The organism is Bradyrhizobium icense, from assembly GCF_001693385.1.
Taxonomy (GTDB): Bacteria; Pseudomonadota; Alphaproteobacteria; order Rhizobiales; family Xanthobacteraceae; genus Bradyrhizobium; species Bradyrhizobium icense.
Genome location: NZ_CP016428.1, coordinates 1474473 through 1499912, shown reverse-complemented (window position 1 = coordinate 1499912; position 25440 = coordinate 1474473). Strand labels below are relative to the sequence as shown.

Annotated in this window: 29 protein-coding genes and 1 pseudogene; 17 read left to right on the top strand and 13 right to left on the bottom strand. The window is 63.2% G+C overall.

The features are described 5' to 3' along the window. Window positions 1–49 precede the first annotated feature (49 nt). The 5 genes from LMTR13_RS07120 to LMTR13_RS07095 all read right to left on the bottom strand — a co-directional run bounded on the left by LMTR13_RS07120 (window position 50) and on the right by LMTR13_RS07095 (window position 5340). Window positions 50–463, bottom strand: a complete 414-nt coding sequence (locus tag LMTR13_RS07120) for a VOC family protein (protein ID WP_065727274.1) — start codon at window positions 461–463, stop codon at window positions 50–52. A gap of 504 nt (window positions 464–967) precedes the next feature. After that, window positions 968–1534 carry a DinB family protein gene (locus LMTR13_RS07110; protein ID WP_065732490.1) on the bottom strand — a complete coding sequence of 189 codons (567 nt, stop codon included), beginning with the start codon at window positions 1532–1534 and terminating at the stop codon, window positions 968–970. Between the two features lie 165 nt (window positions 1535–1699). Next, window positions 1700–3973, bottom strand: coding sequence for a xanthine dehydrogenase family protein molybdopterin-binding subunit (locus tag LMTR13_RS07105; RefSeq protein WP_065727272.1), 2274 nt, complete (start codon window positions 3971–3973; stop codon window positions 1700–1702). Between the two features lie 17 nt (window positions 3974–3990). Then, window positions 3991–4467: a (2Fe-2S)-binding protein gene (locus LMTR13_RS07100; RefSeq protein WP_065727271.1), complete on the bottom strand. Its 477-nt coding sequence runs from the start codon at window positions 4465–4467 to the stop codon at window positions 3991–3993. Between the two features lie 3 nt (window positions 4468–4470). Continuing rightward, on the bottom strand, window positions 4471–5340 hold the full coding sequence (locus tag LMTR13_RS07095) for an FAD binding domain-containing protein (protein WP_065727270.1): 870 nt from the start codon (window positions 5338–5340) through the stop codon (window positions 4471–4473). 229 nt (window positions 5341–5569) lie between these two features. Between LMTR13_RS07095 and LMTR13_RS07090 the strand changes: the two genes are divergently transcribed. The 7 genes and pseudogenes from LMTR13_RS07090 to LMTR13_RS38725 all read left to right on the top strand — a co-directional run. Then, the gene (locus LMTR13_RS07090) at window positions 5570–6916 is read left to right on the top strand and encodes a lytic murein transglycosylase (protein WP_065727269.1); all 1347 of its coding nucleotides are present in this window, start codon (window positions 5570–5572) and stop codon (window positions 6914–6916) included. Window positions 6917–7197: 281 nt separating this feature from the next. Next, window positions 7198–8379 carry a substrate-binding domain-containing protein gene (locus tag LMTR13_RS07085; RefSeq protein ID WP_065727268.1) on the top strand — a complete coding sequence of 394 codons (1182 nt, stop codon included), beginning with the start codon at window positions 7198–7200 and terminating at the stop codon, window positions 8377–8379. 105 nt (window positions 8380–8484) lie between these two features. Then, the gene (locus tag LMTR13_RS07080) at window positions 8485–9252 is read left to right on the top strand and encodes an ABC transporter ATP-binding protein (RefSeq protein WP_065727267.1); all 768 of its coding nucleotides are present in this window, start codon (window positions 8485–8487) and stop codon (window positions 9250–9252) included. Beyond that, window positions 9249–9971 carry an ABC transporter ATP-binding protein gene (locus LMTR13_RS07075; protein WP_065727266.1) on the top strand — a complete coding sequence of 241 codons (723 nt, stop codon included), beginning with the start codon at window positions 9249–9251 and terminating at the stop codon, window positions 9969–9971. Before LMTR13_RS07080 ends, LMTR13_RS07075 begins: the two co-directional genes overlap by 4 nt. Next, entirely contained in the window at window positions 9968–10978 is a 1011-nt protein-coding gene (locus LMTR13_RS07070; protein WP_065727265.1) for a branched-chain amino acid ABC transporter permease, read from the top strand. The genes LMTR13_RS07075 and LMTR13_RS07070 overlap by 4 nt, the downstream gene beginning before the upstream one ends. Further along, window positions 10975–12057, top strand: coding sequence for a branched-chain amino acid ABC transporter permease (locus LMTR13_RS07065; protein WP_065727264.1), 1083 nt, complete (start codon window positions 10975–10977; stop codon window positions 12055–12057). The genes LMTR13_RS07070 and LMTR13_RS07065 overlap by 4 nt, the downstream gene beginning before the upstream one ends. A gap of 236 nt (window positions 12058–12293) precedes the next feature. Beyond that, window positions 12294–12374: pseudogene (locus LMTR13_RS38725) on the top strand (DUF1993 family protein); the annotation flags it as partial. A gap of 12 nt (window positions 12375–12386) precedes the next feature. On the opposite strand, the gene LMTR13_RS07060 reads toward LMTR13_RS38725, so the two are convergent. Together LMTR13_RS07060 and LMTR13_RS07055 are read right to left on the bottom strand one after the other, a co-directional pair. Then, a complete protein-coding gene (locus tag LMTR13_RS07060; RefSeq protein ID WP_065727263.1) occupies window positions 12387–12932 on the bottom strand; it encodes an HD domain-containing protein in 546 nt (181 codons plus the stop codon). A 111-nt stretch (window positions 12933–13043) separates the two neighbouring features. Next, window positions 13044–13484 (bottom strand): hypothetical protein, encoded by a 441-nt coding sequence (locus tag LMTR13_RS07055; protein WP_065727262.1) that lies wholly within the window; start codon window positions 13482–13484, stop codon window positions 13044–13046. 375 nt (window positions 13485–13859) lie between these two features. On the opposite strand from LMTR13_RS07055, the gene LMTR13_RS07050 reads away from it, so the two are divergent. Then, window positions 13860–14249, top strand: a complete 390-nt coding sequence (locus tag LMTR13_RS07050; RefSeq protein WP_065727261.1) for a RidA family protein — start codon at window positions 13860–13862, stop codon at window positions 14247–14249. A gap of 92 nt (window positions 14250–14341) precedes the next feature. Next, window positions 14342–15625 (top strand): IS701 family transposase, encoded by a 1284-nt coding sequence (locus LMTR13_RS07045; protein WP_065727260.1) that lies wholly within the window; start codon window positions 14342–14344, stop codon window positions 15623–15625. A gap of 209 nt (window positions 15626–15834) precedes the next feature. Here LMTR13_RS07045 and LMTR13_RS07040 read toward each other — a convergent pair whose 3' ends face one another. After that, on the bottom strand, window positions 15835–16383 hold the full coding sequence (locus tag LMTR13_RS07040) for a DUF2380 domain-containing protein (RefSeq protein WP_065727259.1): 549 nt from the start codon (window positions 16381–16383) through the stop codon (window positions 15835–15837). 309 nt (window positions 16384–16692) lie between these two features. Between LMTR13_RS07040 and LMTR13_RS07035 the strand changes: the two genes are divergently transcribed. From LMTR13_RS07035 to LMTR13_RS07025, 3 genes are all read left to right on the top strand, one after another. Further along, window positions 16693–16944: a hypothetical protein gene (locus LMTR13_RS07035; RefSeq protein WP_065727258.1), complete on the top strand. Its 252-nt coding sequence runs from the start codon at window positions 16693–16695 to the stop codon at window positions 16942–16944. Window positions 16945–17141: 197 nt separating this feature from the next. Continuing rightward, entirely contained in the window at window positions 17142–17900 is a 759-nt protein-coding gene (locus LMTR13_RS07030) for an SDR family NAD(P)-dependent oxidoreductase (RefSeq protein ID WP_065727257.1), read from the top strand. A gap of 7 nt (window positions 17901–17907) precedes the next feature. After that, complete coding sequence (locus LMTR13_RS07025) at window positions 17908–19080, top strand: cytochrome P450 (RefSeq protein ID WP_065727256.1); 1173 nt, start codon at window positions 17908–17910, stop codon at window positions 19078–19080. Between the two features lie 31 nt (window positions 19081–19111). Here the strand turns inward: LMTR13_RS07025 and LMTR13_RS07020 are convergent, their stop codons facing one another. Continuing rightward, on the bottom strand, window positions 19112–19378 hold the full coding sequence (locus tag LMTR13_RS07020) for a DUF2277 domain-containing protein (RefSeq protein ID WP_065727255.1): 267 nt from the start codon (window positions 19376–19378) through the stop codon (window positions 19112–19114). Between the two features lie 130 nt (window positions 19379–19508). On the opposite strand from LMTR13_RS07020, the gene LMTR13_RS07015 reads away from it, so the two are divergent. The 3 genes from LMTR13_RS07015 to LMTR13_RS07005 all read left to right on the top strand — a co-directional run bounded on the left by LMTR13_RS07015 (window position 19509) and on the right by LMTR13_RS07005 (window position 21057). Next, entirely contained in the window at window positions 19509–19748 is a 240-nt protein-coding gene (locus tag LMTR13_RS07015) for a DUF2188 domain-containing protein (protein ID WP_065732489.1), read from the top strand. A gap of 288 nt (window positions 19749–20036) precedes the next feature. Further along, the gene (locus tag LMTR13_RS07010; RefSeq protein WP_065727254.1) at window positions 20037–20390 is read left to right on the top strand and encodes a hypothetical protein; all 354 of its coding nucleotides are present in this window, start codon (window positions 20037–20039) and stop codon (window positions 20388–20390) included. A gap of 64 nt (window positions 20391–20454) precedes the next feature. Continuing rightward, on the top strand, window positions 20455–21057 hold the full coding sequence (locus tag LMTR13_RS07005) for an MSMEG_1061 family FMN-dependent PPOX-type flavoprotein (protein WP_065732488.1): 603 nt from the start codon (window positions 20455–20457) through the stop codon (window positions 21055–21057). 208 nt (window positions 21058–21265) lie between these two features. On the opposite strand, the gene bfr is transcribed toward LMTR13_RS07005, so the two are convergent. The 3 genes from bfr to LMTR13_RS06990 form a co-directional block, all read right to left on the bottom strand. Continuing rightward, window positions 21266–21751 (bottom strand): bacterioferritin, encoded by a 486-nt coding sequence (bfr, locus tag LMTR13_RS07000; RefSeq protein ID WP_065727253.1) that lies wholly within the window; start codon window positions 21749–21751, stop codon window positions 21266–21268. 140 nt (window positions 21752–21891) lie between these two features. Continuing rightward, window positions 21892–22167 (bottom strand): (2Fe-2S)-binding protein, encoded by a 276-nt coding sequence (locus LMTR13_RS06995; protein ID WP_065727252.1) that lies wholly within the window; start codon window positions 22165–22167, stop codon window positions 21892–21894. A gap of 181 nt (window positions 22168–22348) precedes the next feature. Next, window positions 22349–22612 (bottom strand): hypothetical protein, encoded by a 264-nt coding sequence (locus LMTR13_RS06990; protein ID WP_065727251.1) that lies wholly within the window; start codon window positions 22610–22612, stop codon window positions 22349–22351. A gap of 177 nt (window positions 22613–22789) precedes the next feature. On the opposite strand from LMTR13_RS06990, the gene LMTR13_RS06985 reads away from it, so the two are divergent. Together LMTR13_RS06985 and LMTR13_RS06980 are read left to right on the top strand one after the other, a co-directional pair. After that, window positions 22790–23101 carry a hypothetical protein gene (locus LMTR13_RS06985; RefSeq protein WP_065727250.1) on the top strand — a complete coding sequence of 104 codons (312 nt, stop codon included), beginning with the start codon at window positions 22790–22792 and terminating at the stop codon, window positions 23099–23101. Window positions 23102–23335: 234 nt separating this feature from the next. Next, window positions 23336–23608: a hypothetical protein gene (locus tag LMTR13_RS06980; RefSeq protein WP_065727249.1), complete on the top strand. Its 273-nt coding sequence runs from the start codon at window positions 23336–23338 to the stop codon at window positions 23606–23608. Between the two features lie 626 nt (window positions 23609–24234). Here the strand turns inward: LMTR13_RS06980 and LMTR13_RS06975 are convergent. Next, window positions 24235–25440, bottom strand: a complete 1206-nt coding sequence (locus LMTR13_RS06975; protein ID WP_065727248.1) for a lytic murein transglycosylase — start codon at window positions 25438–25440, stop codon at window positions 24235–24237.

Genomic DNA, 25440 nt, shown 5'->3' with positions numbered 1-25440 from the left:
CACGTCTTGGCTCGCGATCCAGACAAGCCCGGCCATGACGGAGAGCGCATCAAATCTCCGCATATACCTCCAGCAGGTTTCCGTCCGGGTCCCTGAAGAACAGCGTGCGATGGCCGAACGGCTGGTTGGTCGGCGGCTCCTGCAGATCGACGCCGTGCCACAGCAGTTCCTCGGCGCAGCGATCGACATCATCAGCGGCGACCTTGAAGGCAAGCTGCAGCGAAGCGCTGCCCGAAGGCGTCGGCGCATCCTTCGCCGTCCGGCTCGGCCGCGCCAGCGCGAGCGTGTTGCCGCCGATCTGATATTCGATCCAGCCCGCCGACAATTCGCGCGTCAGCGGAAAGCGCAGGATGCCCTCATAGAACCGGCGCATCGCCGCCATGTCGCGCACGAAGATGACGGTGTAGTCGACGGCGCGGATGGAGCGGAAGGGGGAAGCGGTGGGTGGGTTCTGATCGGTCACGACTGCTTCCTATTCACAGATCGGCCCTGAATTCCCTAGAGTGACCGCAAAAGTAAGATGATTAGTGCCTGCACTCCCACAATGACAAAGAAAGCGGACGTCCATATCAACACTTTTCGACGGCGGCGACTGCATCGATCCGAAAGGGACGTCGAAAAAATTGCGGTTGTTGACAGCCGCGTCCGCCGCATAAATCCTTCGGACTTCGCATGATCTTCAGTCCACTCCTCGATGAACGTATGCATGTTGTACGCGGCAATAAGGCCTACCATGAACGACAAAACCGTACTGGCGCCGCCAAGAATGGTGATAATTGATTTCATCGTTTGTCAGTAGGTAGGAAAGGTTGAGCCCTTTGCGAAACCCATCCCTCATAAATGGGATCGACGGGTATCGCTTCGCCATATCCGCCGATTATTATTTCAACTAGGGCAATATACAATTAGCAGTAGCCCGCATGAGCATGGCGATATACGGAAATCGGACACATCGAGCCGGTCAATCTCAGCGATCCAACTCGCCCCAGACCCTCTCCTCGCTCCAACCCAACTCCGCGAATTCCGCTGCCCGTAGCGGCGCTTCACCCACCGCGAAAAACTCGTCGAGTTGCGGCGGGTTCACCGAGGTGCCGCTGAGCATGGCGTGGGCCTGGCCGCGATGATGCACCTGGTGCTGGAATAAATGCAGAAGCAGACGGTCCATCCGCTCACGCTGGATGGAGGTGCCGCGATGCACTGAGACGATACGCTGCAATCCGGCGGCGTCGAGCGCTTCGACGACATTGAGCAAACGTCGATCGACCGCGGCCTGCGCTTCCTTCAGCGCGGCGACCGTTGCGCAAGGTTCCTGATCCGCAAAGGCGGCGGGACCGAGCGTGCCGCCTTCCATCGCATCGACGTAGAAGTGGTCGATGATCAGGATGTGATTGAGTGTGGCGCGCAGGCTCGGAAAGAAGCCGGTTCGCTTCGCGGCGAATTCATCCTGCGATAGCCCGAGACAAGCGGTGAGCAGCCGGTGGTTTGCCCAGGCGTTGTTGTGCGCCATGGCGCGGTAGGGAAGCACATCATTCATTGGCGTTCGCTCCGTCCCCAGCCATAGTCCGGCTGAGCCACCCTGCGATTCCTCCACCGTCATTGCGAGGAGCGTAGCGACGAAGCAATCCATCTATCCCCGAGTGGGGAGGTGGATTGCTTCGCTTCGCTCGCAATGACGGCGCGGCGATATAGCGTTCTACTCCTACTCCGCCGCCTGCTGCATCGGGCCTTCCAGCTTCTCCAGCACCTTCGGCGGTGACATCGGCAGGGCATAGAACCGCTTGCCGAGCGCGTTGTAGATCGCGTTCGCCACCGCGGCCATCACGGGCACCAGCGGCACTTCGCCGACGCCCTTGACGCCTTGCGGGTGTTTTGGGTTCGGGATCTCGACCATGATGCAGTCGATCATCGGCAGGTCCGAGCAAACCGGCATGCGGTAGTCGAGGAAGCCGGGGTTATCGACCTTGCCCTCCTTCGTGTAGATATATTCCTCGTTCAGCGCCCAGCCGATGCCTTGCGCGACGCCGCCCTGGAGCTGGCCCTCGACATAGCCGGGGTGAATGGCGCGGCCGACATCCTGCACGGCGGTGTAGCGAATCACGCGAGCGATGCCGAGATCGACGTCGATCTCGACGTCGCAGACATGCGTGCCGAAACCGCCGTCGGCGCCTTGGGTGTTGAGCTGCACGCCGGCCCCGATGGGTCCGCCCATCGCCGGCGCCTTCTCGGCCAGTTCTTCCAGCGTCAGCGGCTCGAACTGGCCGGCGTTCGGGCTCACCGGATGCGCCGCGCCGTTCTCCCACTTCACCGCCTCGGGATCGATCTCCCAGATCTTGGCCGCGCGCTCGCGCAGCGTCTGGATGATCTTTTCGGTCGACTGCGTCACCACCATCGCCGAGGCAAACAGCACGCGGCTGCCGCCGGTGAGGTTGGAGAAACCGACGGTTTGCGTGTCGCCGATGATGACGGAGACGCGGCGGTAGTCGATGCCGAGCAGCTCGGCGCAGATGTTGGCGATGCCGGCGCGCGAGCCGCCAATGTCAGGGTGCCCTGTCGTGACGACGACGTTGCCGTCCTCGGTGATGTTGACCTGCGCGGAGGATTCGCCGCCGGCGTTGAACCAGAAGCCGGAAGCTGTGCCCCTGCCGCGAAGCTTGCCGTGGCCATCGCCGAGCGGCGCGGCGTAATGCGGCGAGGCTTTGGCGGCTTCCACCGTCTCGATATAGCCGATGCGCGGGAACACCGGGCCGTGCGCGGCTTTCGTCCCTTCCTTGGCGGCGTTCTTCAGGCGGAAGTCGAGCGGGTCCATCTTCAAGGCTTCCGCGACTTCATCGAGCACGCATTCCACCGCATAGGCGCCGATCGGCGCGCCCGGCGCGCGATAGGCGGCGACCTTGGAACGGTTGGAGCAGACATCGTAGCCTTCCGAGAGCAGGTTCGGAATGTCGTAGGGCGTGAGGCTGCAGCCGGCGGCGCCGCGGATCGGCGAGCCCGGGAAGGCGCCGGCCTGCAGGTAGAAGGTGCCGTGCGCGGCGACGATCCTGCCGTCTTTCGTGGCGCCGATCTTCACCGTGCTCTTCGAGCCTGAGGTGGGGCCGGTCGCGCGCATCACCTCCTCGCGCGTCATCACCATCTTCACCGGGCGGCCGGACTTTTTCGCGAGCAGCGTCGCGAGCGGTTCGAGATAGACGATGGTCTTGCCGCCGAAGCCGCCGCCGATCTCGGCGGGGATGGCGCGGATGTCGCTCTGCGGGATGCCGGTGAGATAGGCCGTCATCGCGCGCACCATGAACTGGCCCTGGCTCGAGCTCCAGATCGTGGTCTTGCCGTCTGGCGCGACCGAAATCAGGCAGGCATGCGGCTCGATATAGCCCTGGTGCACCGGGCGCGTGGTGAAGGTGCGCTCGATGACGATGTCGGCCTTCTTGAAGCCTTGCTCGATGTCGCCCTTCTTGTGCTCGAGCCGGCCGACGATGTTGGAGGGCTTGCCGTCGAACTTGTTGAACTCGTGCAGGATCGGTGCATCTGATTTCAGCGCATCGTCGATCTCGATCGCCCAAGGCAGCACCTCGTAATCGACCTCGATCAGCTTGCAGGCTTCGGCAGCGATCGCTTCCGTGGTCGCGGCGACGGCCGCGACGGGGTGGCCGGGGAACAGCGCCTTGTCGCGCGCCATCACGTTGCGGCACATCCAGCGCATGTCCTGGATGCCGAGCATGACAGCGCCCTTCTCGATCGGGAAATCGACGATGTCTTTCGAAGTGACGACGGCCTTCACGCCCGGCAGTTTCTCCGCCTTCGAGGTGTCGATTGATCGGATGCGCGCATGCGGATGCGGGCTGCGCAAAACCTTGCCCCAGATCTGGCCTGGCATGGTGGTATCGGCGGCAAACTGGGCGCGGCCGGTCACCTTGTCCATGCCGTCGGGACGGATGGTGCGCTGGCCGATCCACTTGTTGTTGGTGACGAGGTTCATTGGGCTGTCTCCCGCAATTATTGCGCGCGCATTTCGGCAGCGGTTTCCATCACCGCGCGGACGATCTTGTCATAGCCGGTGCAGCGGCAGAGGTTGCCGGCGAGCCAGAAGCGGACTTCCTCCTCGCTCGGGTCCGGATTTTTCTTCAGCAGCGCATCGGAGGCGACCAGCATGCCCGACGTGCAGATGCCGCACTGAAGCGCGGCCATTTCCAGAAATTTCTGCTGCAGCGGATGCAGCTTCTCGCCCTGCGCCAGGCCCTCGATGGTCCTGATCTCGTGGCCCTCGGATTCCACCGCGAGCATCAGGCAGGAACAGACCAGGCGATCGTCGACCGTGATCGAGCAGGCGCCGCAGTCGCCCGAGGCGCAGCCTTCCTTGGATCCGGTCAGCGCCAGCGGCCCGCGCAGCGCGTCGAGCATGGTGTCTGATGGCTCGCACAGAAATTCCATCGGCTCGCCGTTGATTGACGTGGTGACGTGAACTTTGGCCATGAATTATTTTCCTGTAGCGCGTTGGGCTGATATCACGGCGGTGCGCTTGAGCAGCACGCCGGCCACCTTGGTGCGATAGGCGATGGTGCCGCGCTTGTCGTCGATCGGGCGGCAGGCGGCGGAGCAGGCCGCGGCCGCCTGCGCCAGCGCGGCGTCGTCGAGCTTGGAGCCGATCAGCGCTTTCGCGGCGTCTTCCACCAGCAGCACAGTTGGCGCGACCGCGCCGAGGCCGACGCGGGCGGCGGTGACGGTGCCGTCCTTCATGGTGAGGCTGACACCGCAGCCGACCACGGCGATGTCCATTTCGGTGCGCGGTATCATGCGCAGGTAAGCATCGCTCGATCCGGGCGGACGCGGCGGCAGCGTGAAACTGACGAGGACCTCGCCGGGCTTCAAATTGGTGCGGCCGGGACCGGCGGGGACGTCCTCCACCTTCATCTCGCGACGGCCGTCCGGGCCCTGCACGGTAACGATGGCGCCAGCTGCGACCATCGCCGGCACGCTGTCGCCGGCGGGCGAGCCGTTGCAGAGATTGCCGCCGGCGGACGCCCGGCCCTGCACCTGCTTGGAACCGATCAGGTTGACCGCCTCGAGCACGCCGGGCCAGATCTTGCCGAACGTCTCGTGTTCCGAGAGCGCCATGCCGGAGACGGCGGCGCCGATGCGAAAGCCGCCGTCGGCTGTCTGTTCGATCGCGGTCATCTCTGGGATCTTCTTGATGTCGACGATCAGGCCGGGCTTGAGCGCGCCAGACCGCATCTGCACCAGAAGATCGGTGCCGCCGGCCAGAATGCGCGCGGCGCCGCCGGCTTTCGCAAATGCACCGACCGCTTCGTCAAGCGTGCCAGGCGCCAGATATCGGAGTTCCGTCATGGTCTTTACGCCATCTCCCTCGTTCCGCCGCCCCAGTGATTGTCGGCTCACCTTCAAAAGTCGGGCAGACCGCAAGCCTACACGGGGAAAAGCGGTTGGAACAGCCTGCGAGATCAGGTTGATACGGCAGGCTCCTATGCGCGTGACGGGGCTTGCGCGGCGGATTGGCTAATCTGACCGGCCGGTCTAGAATTTGGCTTTCGGACTCACGCTTTCCCCGGAGACATGGATGCCGTTCTTCAGACTTCTCCTTGCTGCCGCGGCATCCTTGTCCCTTTCATCTCTCGCCATCGCTCAACCGGCTCCCGCCCCGACCCGTCCCGCGCCGAGACCGGTGGCCGCGCCGGTGCCGGGTCAGCAGCCGCCGGCCGTTGCGCGCGCGCCCCGCGCCGCCGCCTGCCACAACGGCCTATCATTCGACCGCTTTCTCGCCGATCTGAAGCAGCAGGCGATTGCGGAGGGCGTGTCGCAGCGCACGTTGGCCGAAGCCGCGCCCTACCTCGTCTATGACCAAAGCATCGTCAACCGCGACCGCGGCCAGCGCGTGTTCGGCCAGGTGTTCACCGAGTTCGCCCGGAACAGGGCGTCCGACGGCGCGGCAAAAAATGCGCAGGCGCGAATCCGGGTGCATGCGGCCGCGTTCAACCGTGCCGAGAAGGAATATGGCGTGCCGCCGGCGGTGATCGCCGCGTTCTGGGGGCTGGAGAGCAGTTTTGGCGCCGAGCTAGGCAATCTGCATACGCTGCGCTCGCTGGTGTCGCTGGCCTATGACTGCCGCCGCTCGGAGATGTTCAGCAAGGAAACCATCGCCGCCCTGAAGATCATCGATCGCGGCGATCTCACGGCAAGCGAGATGATCGGCGCATGGGCCGGCGAGCTCGGGCAGACGCAATTCCTGGCGACGCATTACTTCAACTACGCAGTGGATTACGACGGCGACGGCCGTCGCAACCTGTTGCGCAGCGCGTCCGACGTGATCGGCTCGACGGCGAACTACATCGCCAACGGATTGAAATGGCGGCGCGGCGAGCCGTGGCTGCAGGAAGTGCGGGCGCCGCAGAACTTTCCGTGGGAGCAGGCTGACCTCACGACAAAACTGCCGCGCGCAAAGTTCGCGCAACTCGGCGTCACCTATCCCGACGGCCGGCCGCTGCCGAACGACGACCTGCCGGCCTCGCTGCTCCTGCCGATGGGCCGCACCGGACCGGCGTTCCTGGCGTACGCGAATTTCGCCGCCTATACAGAGTGGAACAACTCGCTGATCTATTCGACTACCGCCGCCTATCTCGCCAGCCGGATCGCCGGCGCCGCGCCGATGCGGCAGCCGTCCGCGCCGGTCGCGCAATTGCCGCTCAACGAACTGAAGGAGCTGCAGCAGTTGTTGGTGCGCGCGGGCTACAATGTCGGCAAGGTCGACGGCATCATGGGGCAGTTGAGCCGCACGGCGGTGAAGGCGATGCAGATCAAATACGGACTGCCTGCGGATTCCTGGCCGACGGCGGAATTGCTGGCGCGAATGCGCGGCCCCAGCGTCCAGGCGCAGCCCGCCGGCCTGGTGATGCCGGCCGCGCGGTGATCGTAGAACCGTAGCATTGAAATGGCGGCGCGGGAGCCGTGGCTGCAGGAAGTGCGCGCGGCGCAAATTCTCCGTGGGAGCAGGCTGACCTCACGACAAAGCTGCCGGGGGCAAGTGAGCCGTAGTGCGACGAAATTGATGCAGATCAAATTCGGTCTGCCCGCAGATTCCTGGCCTACCGCCGAATTGCTCGCAAGAATGCGCGGCACACCGCGCTAATCCTCTTTCCACCAGACGGAAAGATGCTCTAGAGTGCGCCGCAATAACTGTGGAGGACACTCGTGCATAAAACCAAGTTCATTGCTGCCGCTACTCTCGCGCTCACTGCCACTGCCGCTTTTGCGGACGATTTGAAGATCGGCCTGATCTACGGCAAGACCGGCCCCTTGGAAGCCTACGCCAAGCAGACCGAGACCGGCCTGCGCATGGGCTTCGAATACGCCACCAAGGGCACCATGATGCTCGATGGCCGCAAGATCGTCATCATCACCAAGGACGATCAGAGCAAGCCGGATCTCTCCAAGGCCGCGCTTGCCGAAGCATATCAGGACGACAAGGTCGACATTGCCATCGGCACGACGTCGTCAGCCGCAGCACTGGCAGATTTGCCGGTGGCCGAGGAAAACAAGAAGATCCTGATTGTCGAGCCGGCGGTCGCGGACCAGATTACCGGCGAGAAGTGGAACAAGTACATCTTCCGCACCGGGCGCAACTCCTCGCAGGACGCGATCTCGAACGCGGTGGCGATCGGCAAGCCCGGTGTCACGATCGCGACGTTGGCGCAGGACTACGCGTTCGGCCGCGACGGCGTCGCCGCCTTCAAGGAAGCGCTGGCGAAAACCGGTGCAACGCTGGCGGCCGAAGAATACGTGCCGACCTCCACGACCGATTTCACCGCGGCCGGTCAGCGCCTGTTCGACGCGCTGAAGGACAAGCCAGGGCGCAAGATCATCTGGGTGATCTGGGCCGGCGGCGGCGATCCCCTGACCAAGCTGCAGGACATGGACCCGAAGCGCTACGGCATCGAACTCTCGACCGGCGGCAACATCCTGCCCGCCCTCACCGCCTACAAGCGCCTGCCCGGCATGGAAGGCGCGACCTACTATTACTACGACATTCCGAAGAACCCGGTGAACGACTGGCTGGTGGCCGAACACAAGAAGCGTTTCAACGCGCCGCCGGATTTCTTTACCGCCGGCGGCTTCTCCGCCGCGATGGCCGTGGTCACGGCCGTCACCAAGGCCAAGTCCACCGACACGGAAAAGCTGATCGCGGCCATGGAAGGCATGGAGTTCGACACGCCCAAGGGCAAGATGGTGTTCCGGAAAGAGGACCATCAGGCGCTGCAGAGCATGTATCACTTCAAGGTCAAGGTCGATCCGAACGTCGCCTGGGCGGTGAACGAGCCGGTCCGCGAGATCAAGATCGAGGACATGAACATTCCAATCCGCAACAAGCGGTAATTGCGGAAGCCGGAAGCGTCCGGCGCCTTGACATGATCCGTGATTGCCGGGTTCGCCCCGGCAATCCATCCGCCCTGCCGGCAACACACCCACCTACGACCGCGAATGACCCTTTCCCTCGAAACCCGCGATCTGACCATCCGCTTCGGCGGTCACGTCGCCGTCGACCATGTCAGTTGCACGTTTCGCCCCGGCGAACTGACCGCCATCGTCGGCCCCAACGGCGCGGGCAAGACCACCTATTTCAACCTGATCTCCGGGCAGTTGCGCGCAACCGAAGGCCGCATCCTGTTTGACGACGCCGATATCACGCAGCTGTCCGCGCCGCTTCGCACCCGGGCCGGGCTCGGCCGCGCGTTTCAGCTCACCAACCTGTTTCCAAACCTGAGCGTGGAGGAAAACGTCCGCCTGGCGGTACAGTCCGCAAGCGGCGTGCATTACGACATGCTGCGCCCCTGGATGACCCGGCGCGATCTGATTGCCCGCGCCGACGCCATTCTCGACAGCATCGCGCTCGGCAATCGCCGTAATGTCGCAGCCACTGCGCTTTCCCATGGCGACCAGCGCAAGCTCGAGGTCGCCCTGATGATGGCGCTGGAACCGAAGGTGTTCATGTTCGACGAGCCGACCGCCGGCATGAGCGTCGACGAAGTCCCAGTCGTCCTCAACCTGATCGCGCGGTTGAAGCAGGACACCAGCAAGATCATTCTGCTGGTCGAGCACAAGATGGACGTGGTGCGCTCGCTCGCCGACCGCATCATCGTCCTGCACAATGGCAAGCTGGTCGCCGACGGAAAGCCGGCGGAGGTGATCGCCTCGCCGATCGTGCAGGAGGCCTATCTCGGCATCGCCCCCGGAAAGAGCGCGGCATGAGCGATCTCCTGACCCTTGCCGGCATCCACACCCATATCGGGCGCTATCACATCCTGCATGGCGTCGATTTTGTCGTGCCTGAAGGACAGACCACGATGCTGCTGGGCCGCAACGGCGCCGGCAAGACCACGACGTTGCGCACCATCATGGGGCTGTGGCCGGCATCGTCAGGCCATATCTCGCTGGCCGGACAACGCATCGAACAGCGCGCGACGCCGGATATTGCGCGTCTCGGCATCGGCTACGTACCCGAAAGCATGGCAGTATTCTCCGACCTCACAGTGAAGGAAAATCTGGTTCTGGCCGCCCGCGACGGCCCGCTCGACGACTCCCGCCTCGAATGGATTTTCGGATTCTTTCCGGCGCTGCGGCGCTTCTGGCTGTCGCGCGCCGGCTCCTTGTCTGGCGGACAGAAGCAGATGCTGTCGATCGCCCGCGCCATCGTCGAACCGCGCAAGCTGCTCCTGATCGACGAGCCGACCAAGGGCCTCGCGCCCGCGATCGTGATGGCGCTGATCGAGTGCTTTGCCGAGATCAAGCGCCGCGGCGCAACCATTCTTCTGGTCGAACAGAATTTCCACGTTGCGCAGCAGATCGGCGACGCCGTCCTGGTGATGGACAATGGCAAGATCGTCCATCGCGGCGACATGGCGGAGCTGGCAAACGACAGCGCGGCGCAGGAGCGCCTGCTCGGATTGAGCCTGGAGACCCATCAGTGACCGATCTCGCTGCTACCGACCCGTTGCCGAAGCCGAAGCGAGATTTCCTTCCCGCACTGCTGCCGGTCATTCTGGCACTGGCAATGCTGCCCCTGATCGGATCGGGAAGTTCCTGGGTGACGCTCACGGTGGCGAGCCTCGCCATGGGCATGATGATCTTCATCATGGCGTCCGGACTGACGCTGGTGTTCGGCCTGATGGACGTGCTCAATTTTGGCCACGGCGCCTTCATCGCGGTCGGAGCCTACATCGCAACGCTGGTGCTGCTGCCGCTGGCAGGCTCGGTGCAGGCGGACTCGCTTCTCGTCAATCTCGCGGTGCTGGCGCCGGCAGCCTTGCTGGCGATGGCGGTATCCGGCGCGCTGGGCCTCGTTGTCGAGCGCGTGCTGATTCTTCCGGTCTACGGCCAGCACCTCAAGCAGATCCTGATGACGACGGGCGGGCTGATCGTCGCTGAGCAGGCGCTGTATGCCCTGTGGGGACCGCAGATCATTCCGTTGCCGCTGCCGTCGTCGCTGCGCGGCTCCTTCATCATCGGCGATGTCGCGATCGCAAAATACCGCCTGCTGGCGATGCTGGTCGGCCTCGTCGTGTTTCTCGCTATTCAGCTAGTGCTGAACCGGACCAAGATCGGTCTCTTGATCCGAGCCGGCGTTGAGAACCGCGAGATGGTCGAGGCGCTCGGCTATCGCATTCGCCAACTGTTTCTCGGCGTGTTCATGGTCGGCTCCGCGCTCGCCGGGTTCGGCGGAATCATGTGGGCGCTCTATCGCGAGCAGGTTCATGCCTCGATGGGCAATGATCTCACGGTGCTGATCTTCATCGTGGTGATCATCGGCGGCCTTGGGTCGATCGGCGGCTGCTTCATCGGCGCGCTGCTCGTCGCTATGGTCGCGAACTACGGCGGCTTTCTGGTTCCAAAGCTGGCGCTGGTATCCAACATCCTGCTGATGGTCGCTGTCCTGATGTGGCGGCCGCGCGGACTTTACGCGGTAACGAGCCGATGATGATCCTGTCAGGCGATCCGCCGCGCAGCCGGGTTCTAAGCATTCTGCTGGTTGCGATTATCGCCGCACTGGCGGTGGCTCCGCTGCTGTTTCCAGGTGCCAAGGCCATGAATGTGGCGACCAAGATCTGCATCTTTGCCGCGCTGGTGGCATCCTACGATCTTTTGCTCGGCTACACCGGCAGCGTGTCGTTCGCTCATACCATGTTCTACGGCATCGGCAGCTATGGCATCGCGATCGCGCTGTACTCCATGGGGCCGACCTGGACGGCGGTCGCCACCGGGCTTGCCCTCGCGCTACCATTGGCAGCATTGCTGGCGCTCGGCATCGGTCTGTTTTCGCTGCGGGTGGAGGCAATCTTCTTTGCGATGATTACGCTTGCCGTGGCGTCGGCGTTCCTGGTGCTGGCCTCGCAACTGTCGTGGCTGACCGGCGGCGAGGACGGCCGCAGCTTTCAGCTGCCGGAACTGCTGCGCCCCGGAACGATCCTGATCCCGAAGGATTGGTTCGGCTTCGCGATCAATGGCCGCACGCTCACCTACTACATCGTGTTCGCAGCATGCGCGGCGATGATCCTCGGGCTGTTGCGCGTCGTCAACTCGCCGTTCGGCCGGGTGCTGCAGGCAATCCGCGAGAACCGGTTTCGCGCCGAAGCGCTCGGCTATCGGACCGTGTTTCATCTCACCTACGCCAATTGCCTGGCAGCGCTGGTGGCTGCGAGCGCCGGCGCGCTGAACGCGCTCTGGCTGAGATACGCCGGCCCCGACACCTCGCTCAGCTTCTCGATCATGCTGGACATCCTGCTGATGGTGGTGATCGGCGGCATGGGCACGATGTACGGCGCGATCGTCGGCGCTGCGATTTTCATCCTGGCGCAGAACTATCTTCAGGCGCTGATGAGCGTGGCATCGGAGGCCGCGGCGAATGCGGGGCTACCGCTGCTGCCGGGGCTGCTGCACCCGGACCGCTGGCTGCTCTGGCTCGGCCTGCTGTTTATCGCCAGCGTGTATTTCTTCCCGACCGGCATCGTCGGCCGGCTGCGCGCAGGCAGGATCAAGCCGAGTGGCAGCGTGCACTAGGCTAGAATAACTGGTCGCGGTCGGCGGCCAGCGGCGTTGAATTTTCCCGATCGCCCTCCCATGTCGGAAAACACCTCATCCTGTTAAGGCGATTTTCCACATCACGAAAAGAGCATCGCATGTCTTCCACGACCTAACCGTGCCGGCCTTCCCGCAGATTCTCGGCAGCCTTTCCGGTCTGCTCAGCAAGGCAGAAGCGCACTGAAGGCAAAGAACATCCAGCCCGAGGTGTTGCTCATTTTTACTTTCACGCCGCCACCGCCCACGGCATTTTTCGCCACAACGGCGTGGAAATCGGCAAGCAGGATTTTCTCGGCGTTAGGCAATCGTCAGCGCAAAGCGGCCAGCTCGCGCTCAAGGTTTTCGCGGGCCTGGGCGTCATATCTCGCGGCAAAGGCCTCATCGGGAAAGATCACCGGCCGGGCGGCGAACTGGCTGAGCACCCTGGCGCGGCCGGCGCGATAGTCGGCTTCCGGCACGTGGATGAACTCCTGCCGGATCGCGGCGGCGTAGGCGTCGTAGCGGGCGGGCTCCGCGCCCAAAATGCTGAGGTCGATCGATATCAGGATGGCGCCCAGGCGATCGCCGGGCTGGACGTCATGCGTCTTTGTCAGGCTGATCAGGCGGGCCACTTCCGCTCCGATATCCTCGCGGACGTGCTGCTCGGCCAGTTGCGCGCTGAGTTCCTCATTGTCCGAGCGCGTCGGGTCGTAAACGACATCGTGCCACCAGATCGCCTCGGTCAGGATTTCGCGCTCGGCTGCCGAAAGATTGTCGACGCGCGCGAGCACAGCGAGACAGTCTTCGATGTGCGCGAGGTTATGATAGTGGCGGTTTGCTGCAGTGTATGCGGCAACTAGCTCTTCGCGGTTCATCACCAAGTGCCCATGCCGTAGGGTGGGCAAAGCGAAGCGTGCCCACCATTCCGCGCGACGTGCTGGATGGTGGGCACGGCGCTCGCGCGCCTTGGCCCACCCTACAAGACGCTACCGCATCGTGATCGCGAGGCCGGAGAGATCGGCGTTCGCCATCAAGCCGACCTGGTGCCCGGTCAATTCCAGCACCGCGCCCTTCTGGTTGGTCAGCACGATCGCGCGCGCGCCGCGGCCGACCGCAAGGCCCGCGCCGGCTGCGCCGTAAACGCCGGCGACATCGGAGGGACGATAGATGTTGCTGACGCGGCCGCGCAGCACCGTCTTCGATCCGCCGAACACCAGGCCGTAGTCGAGCCCGCCGGTCGACAGCGGATAGCGTCGCCCGTGAAAATTCAGAACGCCGCTGCCGCCGGAGCCGCCGATGATCCATCCCGCCTTGTAGATCGTGAGCTGCACGAAACCTTCGTCGGCATGCGCGGCGGAGGACAGCGTGATGCCCGCGAAGGCCGCGAGTGCGAGCACGGCGGCACGAAGGGCGGATGGCGTTTTCATGGAACGTATCTCCGGAGGGCTTGCAATTGGAAAAGTGCCGGGCGGGCTTTGCGGGCGCCGATTGAGTCGCAACTATCGGATTGTAACCGATCGGCGCAAGGGGCAAAGCATATTCGGCCCGCGCGGCGCACTGCGCATGCCGACCGCGCCGTGCATCCGACACAATTTCATCACGATTGCACGACCAAAAAACATGCCGGCCTGTGAACTGCATTACTCTCACGGCGATCGTATCCCGCTATTTCTTGTCCAACGAATTTCCCGGGCGGGACCTTCAAACCAATCGGCGGGTCACGAAGCGCGTGCGCCGCTGCCTTTCCAGCGAGGCAGCGGCGCGTTAGGCTTCAAGGCACCGAACCATCCAGGAGGTGTCCCATGGCCCCGATCCAGCATTTTGCGCCGCCCGCCGGCGTCAAGGCCCCGCCGCTATCCTTTGCCACGCGCACCGGCGACCTCCTGTTCATCTCGGGCATTCCGGGCTTTGACGACAAGGGCGCGCTGGCCGACGGCTTCGAGGCGCAATTCGGCTTCGTCGTCGCCAACATCAAGCGCGTGCTCGACGAGGCCGGCGCGACGTTTCGCGATCTCGTCAAGGTCAACGTGCTGCTGACGCGCGCATCCGACGTCGCCACCATGAACGTGCTGTATGCGTCGGCCTTCGGGCCCGCGCCCTACCCCGCCCGCACCACCTGTGTGGTGCAGGCGCTGCCCGATCCGAAGATGCTGATCGAGATCGAAGCTGTTGCCTCACTGACGAAGGCGTAGGGCGGGTTAGTACTACTGAGTCAGACGGTCGCAATCATAGAGGCTGAGAATCAAGTAATTGAGGAGATTCAATATTTGGCGCGGAGGGCCAGATGAATCTCGATCAGGGTGGAGATAGCGAAACGCGGTTTGCGGAGTATGTGGCCGGTCTTGGAAGCGTGATCGGTCACGTGGAGCGGACGAGACCGCTGCGCGACTATTGCATGGGCCTGATGCTGCCTGGGGAGCGCAAGAGCGTTGAGCCGATGGCGGCGCGGACGGCTCCAGCGCGCACGGCGGCACAGCACCAGTCGTTGCTGCATTTTGTCGCCAACGCGGCTTGGTCGGACGAGGACGTGCTGGCCAAGGTGCGCGAGATGGTGTTGCCGGCGATCGAGAAGAGCGGGCCGATCGAGGCGTGGATCATCGATGACACCTCGTTCCCCAAGCAAGGCAAGCATTCGGTCGGTGTGCACCACCAATATTGCGGGCAACTCGGCAAGCAGGCCAATTGCCAGGTCGCGGTGTCGCTGTCGGTCGCCAATCATGCCGCCAGCCTTCCGGTGGCCTATCGGCTGTACCTGCCGGAAGCTTGGACGAAGGATCGTGCCCGGCGGAAGAAGGCAGGCGTGCCGAAGCAGATCAAGTTCAAGACCAAGCCGCAGATCGCGCTGGAGCAAATCCGCTGGGCCTGCGAGAGCGGTCTGCCACGCGGCGTCGCGTTGATGGATGCGGCCTACGGCAGGGACGCGCGGCTGCGTGCAGGCATGACGGAATTGGGCGTGCCCTACGTGGTCGGCATCGTGCCGACCATCTTGATGTGGGCCCCAGGCAGCGGCCCACGGCGAATGGACAAGCCGATGAACAACACCGGCCGCCGCGATGAGCCCGAACTGGTCTCGGCCAAAAAAGTGGCACTCGGTCTACCGAAGCAGGCCTGGCGCGCGGTGACGTGGCGGGAAGGCTCGGCCGACCAGCTATCCTCGCGCTTCGCGCGTGTGCGTGTCCGCGTCGGGTACAACAAACTGATCCCCGAGAAGCTGTCGCCTGAGTGGCTGTTGATCGAATGGCCGGAGGGCGAAGCAGAGCCAACCAAATACTGGCTCGCCACGCTGCCGGAGAACGTCAGCTTCACGCAGCTGGTCGATCTGGCCAAGCTGCGCTGGCGCATTGAGCGCGACTATCAGGAGCTCAAGCAGGAGGTCGGGCTCGGTCACTACGAAGGGCGCGGCTGGCGTGGCTTCCATCATCACGCCACCCTGTGCATCGCGGCCTACGGCTTCCTCATCGCCGAACAGGCGACGATTCCCCCCTCAGAACCTCGTTCCGCCGCGCCAGTCCAGGTACCTCCCTTACCCGACGATTATCGACCCAGAGGATCTGCCCTTGCGGCCTGAACGCCACGTCCCGAACTCGATCGCAACCATGCGCGTGCGGCTGAGCCGGGCCCTCAGCAAAACGATCATACAATGCCCTTGTTGCGGCGCCGCCGCAGCATCACGCACGCGCAGAAAAATCATGACGCAGTAAGATTAGCGAAGCGTAACCCGCCGACCTTGCGACCCTCGGTGGGTTACGGCTTCGCCTAACCCACCAAACATAATACTCACGGCTTCGGCATGGATTCCTTCAGCGTATTGCCGACGAAATCGGCGGCATGGCGATAGGCGGCATCGTTGTCGCCGCGGAACGTCACTGTTCGCCGCATCAACAGTTTCTCAGCTTCGAGATCGAGCAACTGGATTTCGCCCCATTGCACCAGCGTGCTCATCTTGCGGATGCCGCCATAGACCACGAGCCGCGCGCCGGCCTTCCGCGCGGCGGCGATGAAGACGTCCTGCGACATGCTGGTGGCGGTGCAGGGACGATCGGGGCATTCGATCGGCACCACGCGATAATCGCCCTGGGCCGCGAGATTATCGCGCAGCAACGCGGCAAACGAGGCCACGCGGGCGCGATGCTCCGCGCTCTGGTCCACGACCTCGCCGGAGGTGTCGAAATAATCGAAATCCGCGACCGCGACCGCGATCGGAGAAGCGGCCGGCGATCCGCTCGATGCAAACGACAATGCGGCCAGCGCGCACAGCATCGACAGTACGGCGCTGGCGCCGTTGCGCCGGCGCGACGCGCGCCGTCCGGTTGCCGTTTGCATCATGCCTGACCTCCAACTCCGATGTCGGCATCGCTCCGCTGCCGACGGGAGCAAACTGTAACAGGGCGTAACGATTTCGCTAACCCATTCCGCAACTCCCTCCCCCCGCATATCGCTTTCGCTCATGCGGGCTGCAGCCAAGGAAAGGCCGGCGCGAGGATGACGCGCCGGCCTTTTTCATGAGGTGCCTTTGAACCAATCACGTATCAGTTACACCAAAGGAATGCCCGGTCATCCCCGGCCGGAAGCCCGCTCAATCCCCTTGCGGGAAGTGCGAGCACGCATTTTTTCCAAGACAGGAGTATTTTGCCCATGCTTCGAGTTACCGCCCTTGCTGCTGCCGCCGGTCTTGCGCTTACGGCGATCGTCGCGACCAGCCCCGCCGAAGCCGCCTATCACCTGATCCGCTGGGAAGGCACCGGCGTCTGCCAGGTCTGGGACCAGAGCATTCCGACCAAGCCGATCCCCTCGAACTACAAGACCGTCAGCAAGCCGGTCCCGACATTTGCCGCCGCGCTCGCCGTGAAGGACGGCATGCTCAAGAAGGGCACCTGCCAACTGTAAGATGTTGTAGGGTGAGCAAAGGCGCGCAAGCGCCGTGCCCACCTTTCCTTTAATGGTGGGCACGCGGACCCTGTCATCGGGCGCGCATTCGCGCGACCCGGTGGCTTTTGCCAACCCTACTTCCCCACCTTCTCCCACCTTGTACAAGCGGGCGCGCTTGCTATCCTCTGGCAAAACCAAGCAAGAGGAAACGCGCCATGCCACTTCTCCAAAATCACATCGCCGTCATCACCGGTGCAGGTTCCGGCATCGGGCGCGCCATCGCGATCGGCTATGCGCGGGAGGGCGCGCGCGTCGTGTTGCTCGACAGGGACGAGAGGGCGGCAGCCGAAGCGGCAAAGGAAATCGGCGGCATGGCCGAAAGCTTCGCGCTCGACGTCGCCAGGCGCGAGGACTGCGTCGCGATGGCGAAGCAGATTGCCGACAAGGTCGGACAGGTCTCGGTTCTCGTCAACAATGCCGGAATCGTCCGCCGCAACGGCATGCTGGGCGCGGCGGACGCCGTGATCAGCGACTGGGAAGACATCATCGCGATCAACCTCACCGGCGTCTTCAACGTGACACATGCCTTTCTCGAACCCTTGCGCGCGAGCAAGGGGCGCATCGTCAACATCGGCTCGATCCAGTCCTTCGTCCATGTGCGCACGCCGAGCTCGCCGGCCTACACCGCCTCCAAGCACGGCGTGCTCGGCTTCACCAGGGCGCTCGCCGCCGAACTCGGCAAGGAAGGCGTCCGCGTCAACGCGATCGGTCCCGGCTTTATCGCAACGCCCCTGAACGCCAACGCCCGCGCCAACGATCCGGAACTGGTGAAGACTTTCATGGATCACACGCCGCTCGGCCGGCCCGGTACCGCGGAGGACATCGTCGGCCCCGCGATCTTCCTGGCGTCCGACCTGTCGGCTTACGTTTCCGGATCGATCGTGATGGTCGACGGCGGCTATCGCGCGGTGTGAGGCCCTCATGTCCAACGCCCCGCATTTTGATATCGATGTTCCCACCTTCTGGGCCGATCCCTATCCTGCGCTGGCGAAGATGCGCAAGGAGACGCCGATCGCTTTCGTGCCGCAGCTCGGCTCGACCGTGTTCACGAAGCGCGACGACATCTTCACGCAGGAGAAGCGCATCGACGTGTTCTCCTCGCATCAGCCGAACGGGCTGATGAACGTGCTGATGGGCCACAACATGATGCGCAAGGACGGCGAAGCGCACATGACGGAGCGGCAGGCGATGTTTCCCGCCGTGTCGCCGCGCACGGTGCGCGACACCTGGGTTCGGCAATTCCAGGCCCATGCCGACCGCATTCTCGATGAGCTGACACCAAAGGGCGAAGCCGATCTCTGCAAGGCGTTCGCGCTGCCGCTGTCGGCCGAATGCTTAAAAGACGTCACCGGGCTGACCAACATGCGCTACCAGGACATGGACGCATGGTCGCAGGCGATGATCGACGGCATCGCCAATTACACCGGCAACAAGGAGGTCGAGGCGCGCTGCCATGCTGCGACCGCCGGCATCGACGCCGCGATCGACGACATGATTCCGGTGGTGAAGAAGCACCCGAACACCTCGATCCTGAGCGTGCTGCTGGCTTCGGGCCAGAACATGGAAAGCATCCGCGCCAACATCAAGCTGGCGATCTCCGGCGGCCAGAACGAGCCGCGCGATGCGATTTCAGGCGCGACCTGGGCGCTGCTGACCCATCCTGAGCAGCTCGCAGTGGTGCGCGAGGAAAAAGCGAAATGGATCGACGTGTTCGAGGAATATGCGCGCTGGATCGCGCCGATCCAGATGTCGCCGCGCCGCGTCGCAAAGCCGTGGACGTATCACGGCGTCGATTTCGAGCCGGAGGACCGCGTGTTCTTCATGTTCGGCTCCGCCAACCGCGACGAGGCCTGCTTCAGCGATCCCGATCGTTTCGACATTACCCGCGATACGCAAAAAAGCATCGCCTTCGGCGCCGGCCCGCATTATTGCGCCGGCGCGTTCGCTTCCCGCGCCATGGTGGCCGATGTCGCGCTGCCGAGCCTGTTCGCGCGGCTGAAGCGGCTGCGGCTGGACGAGCGCGAACCGGTGCGGATCGGCGGCTGGGCGTTTCGGGGATTGCTCAATCTTCCGGTGAAGTGGGGTGCGGGCTGAGCTGGCAGTAGTTCGACTGCTTCCTCCGGCTTCAGCCAAACCGCGCCCGCGAGCGCTCCCTCGCCTTCTCGGCCTCGACCTCGCGGTCGCGCGGCGGGGCGTTGGTCTGCAGCGAGGCCAGCAGACGCCGTGCGCTGTCGGAGACTTCGGAAACCGCGCGGTTGAACGCCTCGGCATTGCCCTGCGAGGGCGAATTGAATCCGGAAAGCTTGCGCACGAATTGCAGCGCGGAGGCATGGATCTCCGCATGCGTGGCTGGGGGATCGAAATTGAACAGGGTCTTGATGTTGCGGCACATGGTTCTCTCTTCTGCAGGGGTCGTCGATCAAGGACGAACGGCCGGTGCAAAATCCGACGGCGAGGCTTATTTTGTCACGAATCTGACGACGTGTTCACCCCTGTCGGCACCTGCAACCAGCGAGTTCCCGATGCCCCACGTGACCTACAAGATCGTCGAACATGACGGCGGCTGGGCCTACACCGTCAACGGCGTGTTTTCCGAGCCGTTTCCGAACCGCGCCACGGCGCTGGCAGCCGCGCGGCGCGCAGCCGCGGAACAGCGGGTGCCCGGCCGCACCGAGGTGATCGAATACGAAACCGCTGACGGACGATGGCACTCCGAGACCGCTGCCGGCAACGACCGGCCGGAAACCGAGGTGGAGGGCTAGGCGGCGGCGCGCATTGCCGCCGATCTGGTGGGATCGAGCGACGATCGATGGCCGCAAAGCGCTTGCGGTGGCGAAGAATGTCGCGCCGAATCGCGGATGAAGGCGCGCGACAAAGGCAGCATGCGACAAGAAGAAACCGTGATTTCGCACCGCATCAAATCTGCGCACCAATATCGCTCATTATTTGAGCGTGCATCCGCAAGCGGGCTCCGCTTGAATTGTCCGTGCATCATGAATCGTGAACGATGCGCCCCCTCGAGCACGAGACAAACGAAAGCGGAGGATCGGATGCGAAGGCTTGCGCCATTCGGCTTGCTCGTCTGCCTTTCGACCTTGGCCGGCACGGTGCTCGCCGTCGACAGGGGCCAGTACGACCACGTGCCGCCCGACATCCGCGCCTGGTTCAAGAGCGTGATCGCGCCGAACGGCGTGCCGTGCTGCGATATTTCCGACGGCCATCGCACCAGCTACGACGTTCGCGGCGGCGCTTATTGGGTACCGATCGAGGGCCAATGGATGCAGGTGCCCGAGCGCGCGGTCATTCGCGACCAGGGCAACCCGATCGGCGAGGCCGTAGTGTGGTACGTGCATCACCGCGGCAGCATCATCATCAGCTGCTTCGTGCCGGCGGACGCGGTTTAGGTTCTTCAAGATGACGGCGGGACCCGCGGATGATAATCTGAAGAAAAACGCAAAGGAGCCGCCCTTGTCCGATCTTGCCCCTTCTGACCTCGCCACGATCTATCCCGCTCCCACGCCGCGCGTGATCGCCAAGGCGCGGCCGGAGATCGATGCCCATGCGAAGAAATTCATCGGCATGTCGCCGTTCTGCGTGCTGGCCACCTCCGGCTCGGACGGCAGCGTCGATGCCTCGCCGCGCGGCGGCAATCCGGGCTTCGTCCATGTCGCGGGGCCGAACCAGCTAGTGATGCCGGATCGCTCGGGCAACAACCGCATCGACAGTTTTCGTAATATCGTCGAAGGCTCGGGTTTCGTGCAGCTCATCTTCTTCGTGCCCGGAATCGACGAAACGCTGCGCGTCGGCGGCAAGGGCAAGCTATCGGTGGAACCGGAGCTGATGGCCTCGATGATCGAATTCGGCAAGCCGCCGCGCGCGGTGCTGCATATCGACGTCAGGGAGGCCTATTTCCACTGCGGCAAGGCGCTGATGCGCTCGAAACTGTGGGCGGCTCCGCAGGTCGAGCGTTCGGTGATGCCGAGCATCGGCGAAGTGATCCACGACCAGACCGGGCTCGGTGAGCGCGAAAGCCAGGCGGAGATTTACGAGCGATACAAGACGCAGTTGTAGGGAAGATTGTCGTGGCGAGATTGCCGTCCCCTGGAGGGGGAGGGTCGGCTCGCATAGAGCGAAGCGAAATGCGAGACGGGGTGGGGTGACTGTCTCTCCATTCCGGCACTGATCGAGGGGATAGAGCGTCACCCCATCCCGCCGATTCGCGGCGACCCACGAGCGAGCTTCGCTCGTCTCGGACCCCTCCAGGGGAAGGGTAAGAAAATCAGTCCCCGTTCTCGAGGCCGCCGACGTGCTTTTGCGTGTAGAGCTCGAGGCCGATGCGCTGGATCAGGTCAAGCTGGGTTTCGAGGAAGTCGATGTGATGTTCCTCGTCCTTCATCAGGCTTTCGAACAAGTCGCGCGAGACGTAGTCCTTGACGCCGTGGCAAAAGGTTGCGGCTTCCTGATAGAGCGTGCGCGCGGCGATCTCGGAGGCGAGATCGCATTCGATGATTTCCTGGACGTTCTGGCCGATGCGAAGCGGATCGAGCACCTGCATGTTGGGAAAGCCGTCGAGGAACAAAATCCGGTCGGTGAACTTGTCGGCGTGCTCCATCTCCTCGATGGATTCCTTGCGCCAGACCTTGGCAAAATCCAACAGGCCCCAATTGTTCAAGAGCCGGTAGTGCAGCCAGTACTGGTTGATCGCGGTGAGCTCGCTGCGCAGGCCCTTGTTGAGATAGTCGATGACTTTGGGATCGCCCTGCATGGGTCCACTCCGATTTCCTCAGGCCGACGCGGCCTGACACCTGTATTTAGAACGTTTCTAAATCAGTTTGGAGCCAAGAGCAACCGTTCCGCGCAAAAATGCGGTGGGGAACGGCTGAAATCGGTGGATTCGAGGGGGTTTCAGCAGGCCGCGAGGGCGAATGACGAGGCAGTTTCCTGCGCTGGCTCGTCGTTAGCGGCCTGGCGCGTGTGCGGGCAACCAGAGCAGCATTCCTTGGCGCAGGCGCCGAGCGCTTCGTCGATGATTGTCTTGATGGTGCGCGCACAGCGGCCGCATTCGGCGCTGCAGCCGAGGCAACCGTAAATCTGTTTCGGATTCCGCGGCAGGTCCGAAGCTGCAGTCACAGCATTACGGACATCGTGGTCGCTCAACACGTTGCAGGAACAGACGATCATGAAACCGGTAAGACCTTGGGTGATGCGGCTTCATCGATATTTAAGAGCGCGCCGAGATGCAAAAGGAAAAGCAGCATTTTCAAGCAATTCCAAACTGATGCCGAGGGAAATACTGGAATGAATCTAAATGGCCGATATTGCGGTGAATCAAGCTGGCGCTGATTTGCCGGCGAATTTCGCGTCAATCGCCATCGCCGCCGCCTCCGCCGCTGTCGCTACCGCAGTCGCTGGACGAGCCGGAACTATCCGACGAAGAACTGTGGCTGCCAAACCAGGAAAGCAGGCTCCAGCCATTGCCGCCGGAACTATCGCCGGAAGTTGCGCCATAGGTGTCGGCGCCCGCGCTTTCGCGCCGCGGATGGCGGTTTTGCACCCGGTTCATCAGGAAATAGCAGATCAGCGATGTCCCGCCGACCGCCACCATGAATGCCGCCATTCCGCTCATCGCCGTCGTGTCCTGCGTTCAAAGACCAAGAAGAGCATTTTGGTATCTTCGCACCGTGACCTGCCTCACCTCCCGTTTTCGTCATTGCTGGAGGCCTCGGCGTTCATTGATCATTCAAGCGAAATGTGGAACTTTTGCCGGGACGAACCCCAATGCCCTTCTGAGAAAGGTGAGGCCATGAAGAAGACATTGATGGCGCTCGGTGCCGCGGCCGCGTTGACCGTTTCGGCCGTGGCTGTTCCCGCTCCCGCCCAAGCGCAGCGCGGCGTTGCCGCGGGCGTCGCAGCCGGATTGATCGGCGGCGCCATTATCGGCGGCGCGATTGCTTCGCAGAACGGCTACTATTACGGTCCGGGCTATTACGGACCCGGCTATGGGGGCCCCGCCTATGTCGTCGATCCCGGCTACGGCGAGTCCTGCATCTGGCAGCGGCAGCGGTTCTGGGACGGTTATGGTTGGCGGGTCCGCAACGTCAGGGTCTGCGACTAACGCTCGTTCATCTTCATTAAATTTGCGGCCCAACATCCCGGAAAAGCACTGCTTTTCCGGGATGGATGCCTTTCCCGGCCTGAAAAAACCGTTTTTTTCGGGCACCCATCAGGAACGTTTACTTTCGATTGACCCATGTGCGCTTTTTTGGCGAAGCGGCAGTTCGAAACAGCGTGTGAGTCACCCCTAAACCCGGCGCCTGAAGGTGCCACCCACTCCAGGAGAGCTCAGGACATGAAGAAGACATTTGCTGCCTTGGTCGCGGTCGCAACGATTGCCGGTTCGCTTGCCTCGACGCCCGCAAACGCACAGCGTGGCGTTGCCGCAGGCGTGGCGGCCGGCCTGCTCGGCGGCGCGATCATCGGCGGTGCGATTGCCTCCAGCCGTCCGGCCTATGGCGGTCCGGTATACGTGGAAGAAGCGCCCTATCCGGCGTGCCGCATGGTTCGCGAGCGCTTCTGGGACGGCTACGACTGGCGCTATCGCCGCGTCGAGATCTGCAACTGATCTGATCGATTGCCGCGCGAGCCGCGCGCGTGATCAAAAACCCGGCCGAGATCTCGGCCGGGTTTTTTCTTTGTGACGACGCAGGGTACTGTCCGTATTCCGAGGCCCGTGTCCAAGTTTGAAGTTACCAGTGTTCCAGTTTAACGAATCGCGTGGTCTCATCCACGTTCAACAATGGGGTTGAGACATGCGATTTCTGTTTTCGGTTGCCCTAGTATTCGTCGCGACCGCTGCACAGGCCGATAGTTGCCAGCGAATCGGTAGCTTCGTTAGTTGCGACAACGGTCTCTCAGGCCACAAGAATGGAAATTTCACCTATTGGAGTGATGGGACTTCATCCCAGCGCACAGGAAATTTCACTTACAACAGCGATGGCTCAAGTTCTCAGAGAATCGGAAATTTCGACTATTACAGTGACGGCACCAGCTCCCAAGCGATTGGGAACTTCACCTACTTCAGCGACGGCCGTACGTGCCAACGCATAGGGAATCAAACTTACTGCAACTAGGTATCCAAAGAGACCGCCCCAGTCCTGTAGCCAAGGTGAGGCAGCAACGTCCGGGGATGATGCCGGCACCGCTCCCGGATATCGCTGCCCTCATCCGGCTACGATGTGTACGACGTAGTCAGCGTCCCCCGCTCATCGAGCGCAGCACCGCCTCGCTCGGCCAGCAATCGACCTTGAGGCCGGCAGACTTCTGATACGCGCCGAGTGCCGCACGGGTCTGCATGCCGGCCTTGCCGTCGAGCTTGTCCTTGTAGAGACCGATCCGCGTCAGATGACGCTGCATGGCTTCGACATCGGCCGAGCGCAATTGCGTCGAGGCCGACCACGGCGTCGCGAACGGCAGCGGGCTCGTCATGCGGTCGGCTAGATGGCCGACGAACAGCACATACAGATCGGAGAAATTGTATTCCTTGATGACGAAGTAGTTCTTCGTCGTGAGGAACGACGGGCCGTAGATGCCTTCCACCTGCAATAGCGAGGCCGGCTGTGCCTGTTCGGCCGCGCTCAGCCTTTGTCCGCGCACCGGCACGAAGCCCGCGCGCAGCCATTCGGCGATCGGCTTCGTCACCTCGGGCACGCCTACGGTGCAATCGACATTGGCGGGTGCCTTCACCTCATAGGCCCAGCGCACGCCCGCCTGCCAGCCCTTGTTGACGAGCTGCTGCGCGGCGGAGGCCAGTGCGTCCGGCACCGAGCGCCAGATGTCGACCCGGCCATCGCCGTCGAGATCGACGCCGTGCTTGTAATATTCGGAGGGCAGGAATTGCGTGTAGCCGGTGGCGCCGGCCCAGGATGAGCGAAACTCCTTGCGCGTCACCGCGCCCTCGGCGAGAAGTTTGAGCGCCTGAATGAACTCGGTGCGATACTGATCCTTGCGCCGGCCGACATAGGCCTGCGTCGCGACCACGCGCAGCGTATCGTAAGGCAACCGGTAGCGGCCGAAATCGGTCTCCCGGCCCCAGATCGCGAGCACGATGCTTGCGGGTACGCCGAAACGTTTCTCGATTTCGCTGAGCGCCGCGCGATGCTTCTGCATCAGCTTCTGCCCTTCGGCCGCCAGCCGCGCGATCGAAGCTTCCTTCACGTAGTCGGCTGGGACCTGCACGAACTCGGCCTGCGCCGGCGCGCCGGTGGGGGGCCGGCCAGGCAGCAAGAGATCGGGCAGTTTGTAGTCGGGCTCCAGTCCCCGTGTCTCGCGATCGAACGTCGCGCGCGATACGCCGGCTGCCTGCGCCTCCGGCCATAGCGAGGCGACGAACTGGGTGAAGGCGGCGTCGGCGGCGAACGCCGGTTGTGCCGATCCAAGCATCGCCGCAGCGCCCAT

Excerpts from the sequence above, each read along its gene's own strand:
- LMTR13_RS07110 (WP_065732490.1), bottom strand. The coding sequence starts at position 1,534 with ATGAATGATGTGCTTCCCTACCGCGCCATGGCGCACAACAACGCCTGG.
- LMTR13_RS07105 (WP_065727272.1), bottom strand. The coding sequence starts at position 3,973 with ATGAACCTCGTCACCAACAACAAGTGGATCGGCCAGCGCACCATCCGT.
- LMTR13_RS07100 (WP_065727271.1), bottom strand. The coding sequence starts at position 4,467 with ATGGCCAAAGTTCACGTCACCACGTCAATCAACGGCGAGCCGATGGAA.
- LMTR13_RS07095 (WP_065727270.1), bottom strand. The coding sequence starts at position 5,340 with ATGACGGAACTCCGATATCTGGCGCCTGGCACGCTTGACGAAGCGGTC.
- LMTR13_RS07090 (WP_065727269.1), top strand. The coding sequence starts at position 5,570 with ATGCCGTTCTTCAGACTTCTCCTTGCTGCCGCGGCATCCTTGTCCCTT.
- LMTR13_RS07080 (WP_065727267.1), top strand. The coding sequence starts at position 8,485 with ATGACCCTTTCCCTCGAAACCCGCGATCTGACCATCCGCTTCGGCGGT.
- LMTR13_RS07075 (WP_065727266.1), top strand. The coding sequence starts at position 9,249 with ATGAGCGATCTCCTGACCCTTGCCGGCATCCACACCCATATCGGGCGC.
- LMTR13_RS07065 (WP_065727264.1), top strand. The coding sequence starts at position 10,975 with ATGATGATCCTGTCAGGCGATCCGCCGCGCAGCCGGGTTCTAAGCATT.
- LMTR13_RS07060 (WP_065727263.1), bottom strand. The coding sequence starts at position 12,932 with ATGAACCGCGAAGAGCTAGTTGCCGCATACACTGCAGCAAACCGCCAC.
- LMTR13_RS07055 (WP_065727262.1), bottom strand. The coding sequence starts at position 13,484 with ATGAAAACGCCATCCGCCCTTCGTGCCGCCGTGCTCGCACTCGCGGCC.
- LMTR13_RS07050 (WP_065727261.1), top strand. The coding sequence starts at position 13,860 with ATGGCCCCGATCCAGCATTTTGCGCCGCCCGCCGGCGTCAAGGCCCCG.
- LMTR13_RS07045 (WP_065727260.1), top strand. The coding sequence starts at position 14,342 with ATGAATCTCGATCAGGGTGGAGATAGCGAAACGCGGTTTGCGGAGTAT.
- LMTR13_RS07040 (WP_065727259.1), bottom strand. The coding sequence starts at position 16,383 with ATGATGCAAACGGCAACCGGACGGCGCGCGTCGCGCCGGCGCAACGGC.
- LMTR13_RS07035 (WP_065727258.1), top strand. The coding sequence starts at position 16,693 with ATGCTTCGAGTTACCGCCCTTGCTGCTGCCGCCGGTCTTGCGCTTACG.
- LMTR13_RS07030 (WP_065727257.1), top strand. The coding sequence starts at position 17,142 with ATGCCACTTCTCCAAAATCACATCGCCGTCATCACCGGTGCAGGTTCC.
- LMTR13_RS07025 (WP_065727256.1), top strand. The coding sequence starts at position 17,908 with ATGTCCAACGCCCCGCATTTTGATATCGATGTTCCCACCTTCTGGGCC.
- LMTR13_RS07020 (WP_065727255.1), bottom strand. The coding sequence starts at position 19,378 with ATGTGCCGCAACATCAAGACCCTGTTCAATTTCGATCCCCCAGCCACG.
- LMTR13_RS07015 (WP_065732489.1), top strand. The coding sequence starts at position 19,509 with ATGCCCCACGTGACCTACAAGATCGTCGAACATGACGGCGGCTGGGCC.
- LMTR13_RS07010 (WP_065727254.1), top strand. The coding sequence starts at position 20,037 with ATGCGAAGGCTTGCGCCATTCGGCTTGCTCGTCTGCCTTTCGACCTTG.
- bfr (WP_065727253.1), bottom strand. The coding sequence starts at position 21,751 with ATGCAGGGCGATCCCAAAGTCATCGACTATCTCAACAAGGGCCTGCGC.
- LMTR13_RS06995 (WP_065727252.1), bottom strand. The coding sequence starts at position 22,167 with ATGATCGTCTGTTCCTGCAACGTGTTGAGCGACCACGATGTCCGTAAT.
- LMTR13_RS06990 (WP_065727251.1), bottom strand. The coding sequence starts at position 22,612 with ATGAGCGGAATGGCGGCATTCATGGTGGCGGTCGGCGGGACATCGCTG.
- LMTR13_RS06985 (WP_065727250.1), top strand. The coding sequence starts at position 22,790 with ATGAAGAAGACATTGATGGCGCTCGGTGCCGCGGCCGCGTTGACCGTT.
- LMTR13_RS06980 (WP_065727249.1), top strand. The coding sequence starts at position 23,336 with ATGAAGAAGACATTTGCTGCCTTGGTCGCGGTCGCAACGATTGCCGGT.
- LMTR13_RS06975 (WP_065727248.1), bottom strand. The coding sequence starts at position 25,440 with ATGGGCGCTGCGGCGATGCTTGGATCGGCACAACCGGCGTTCGCCGCC.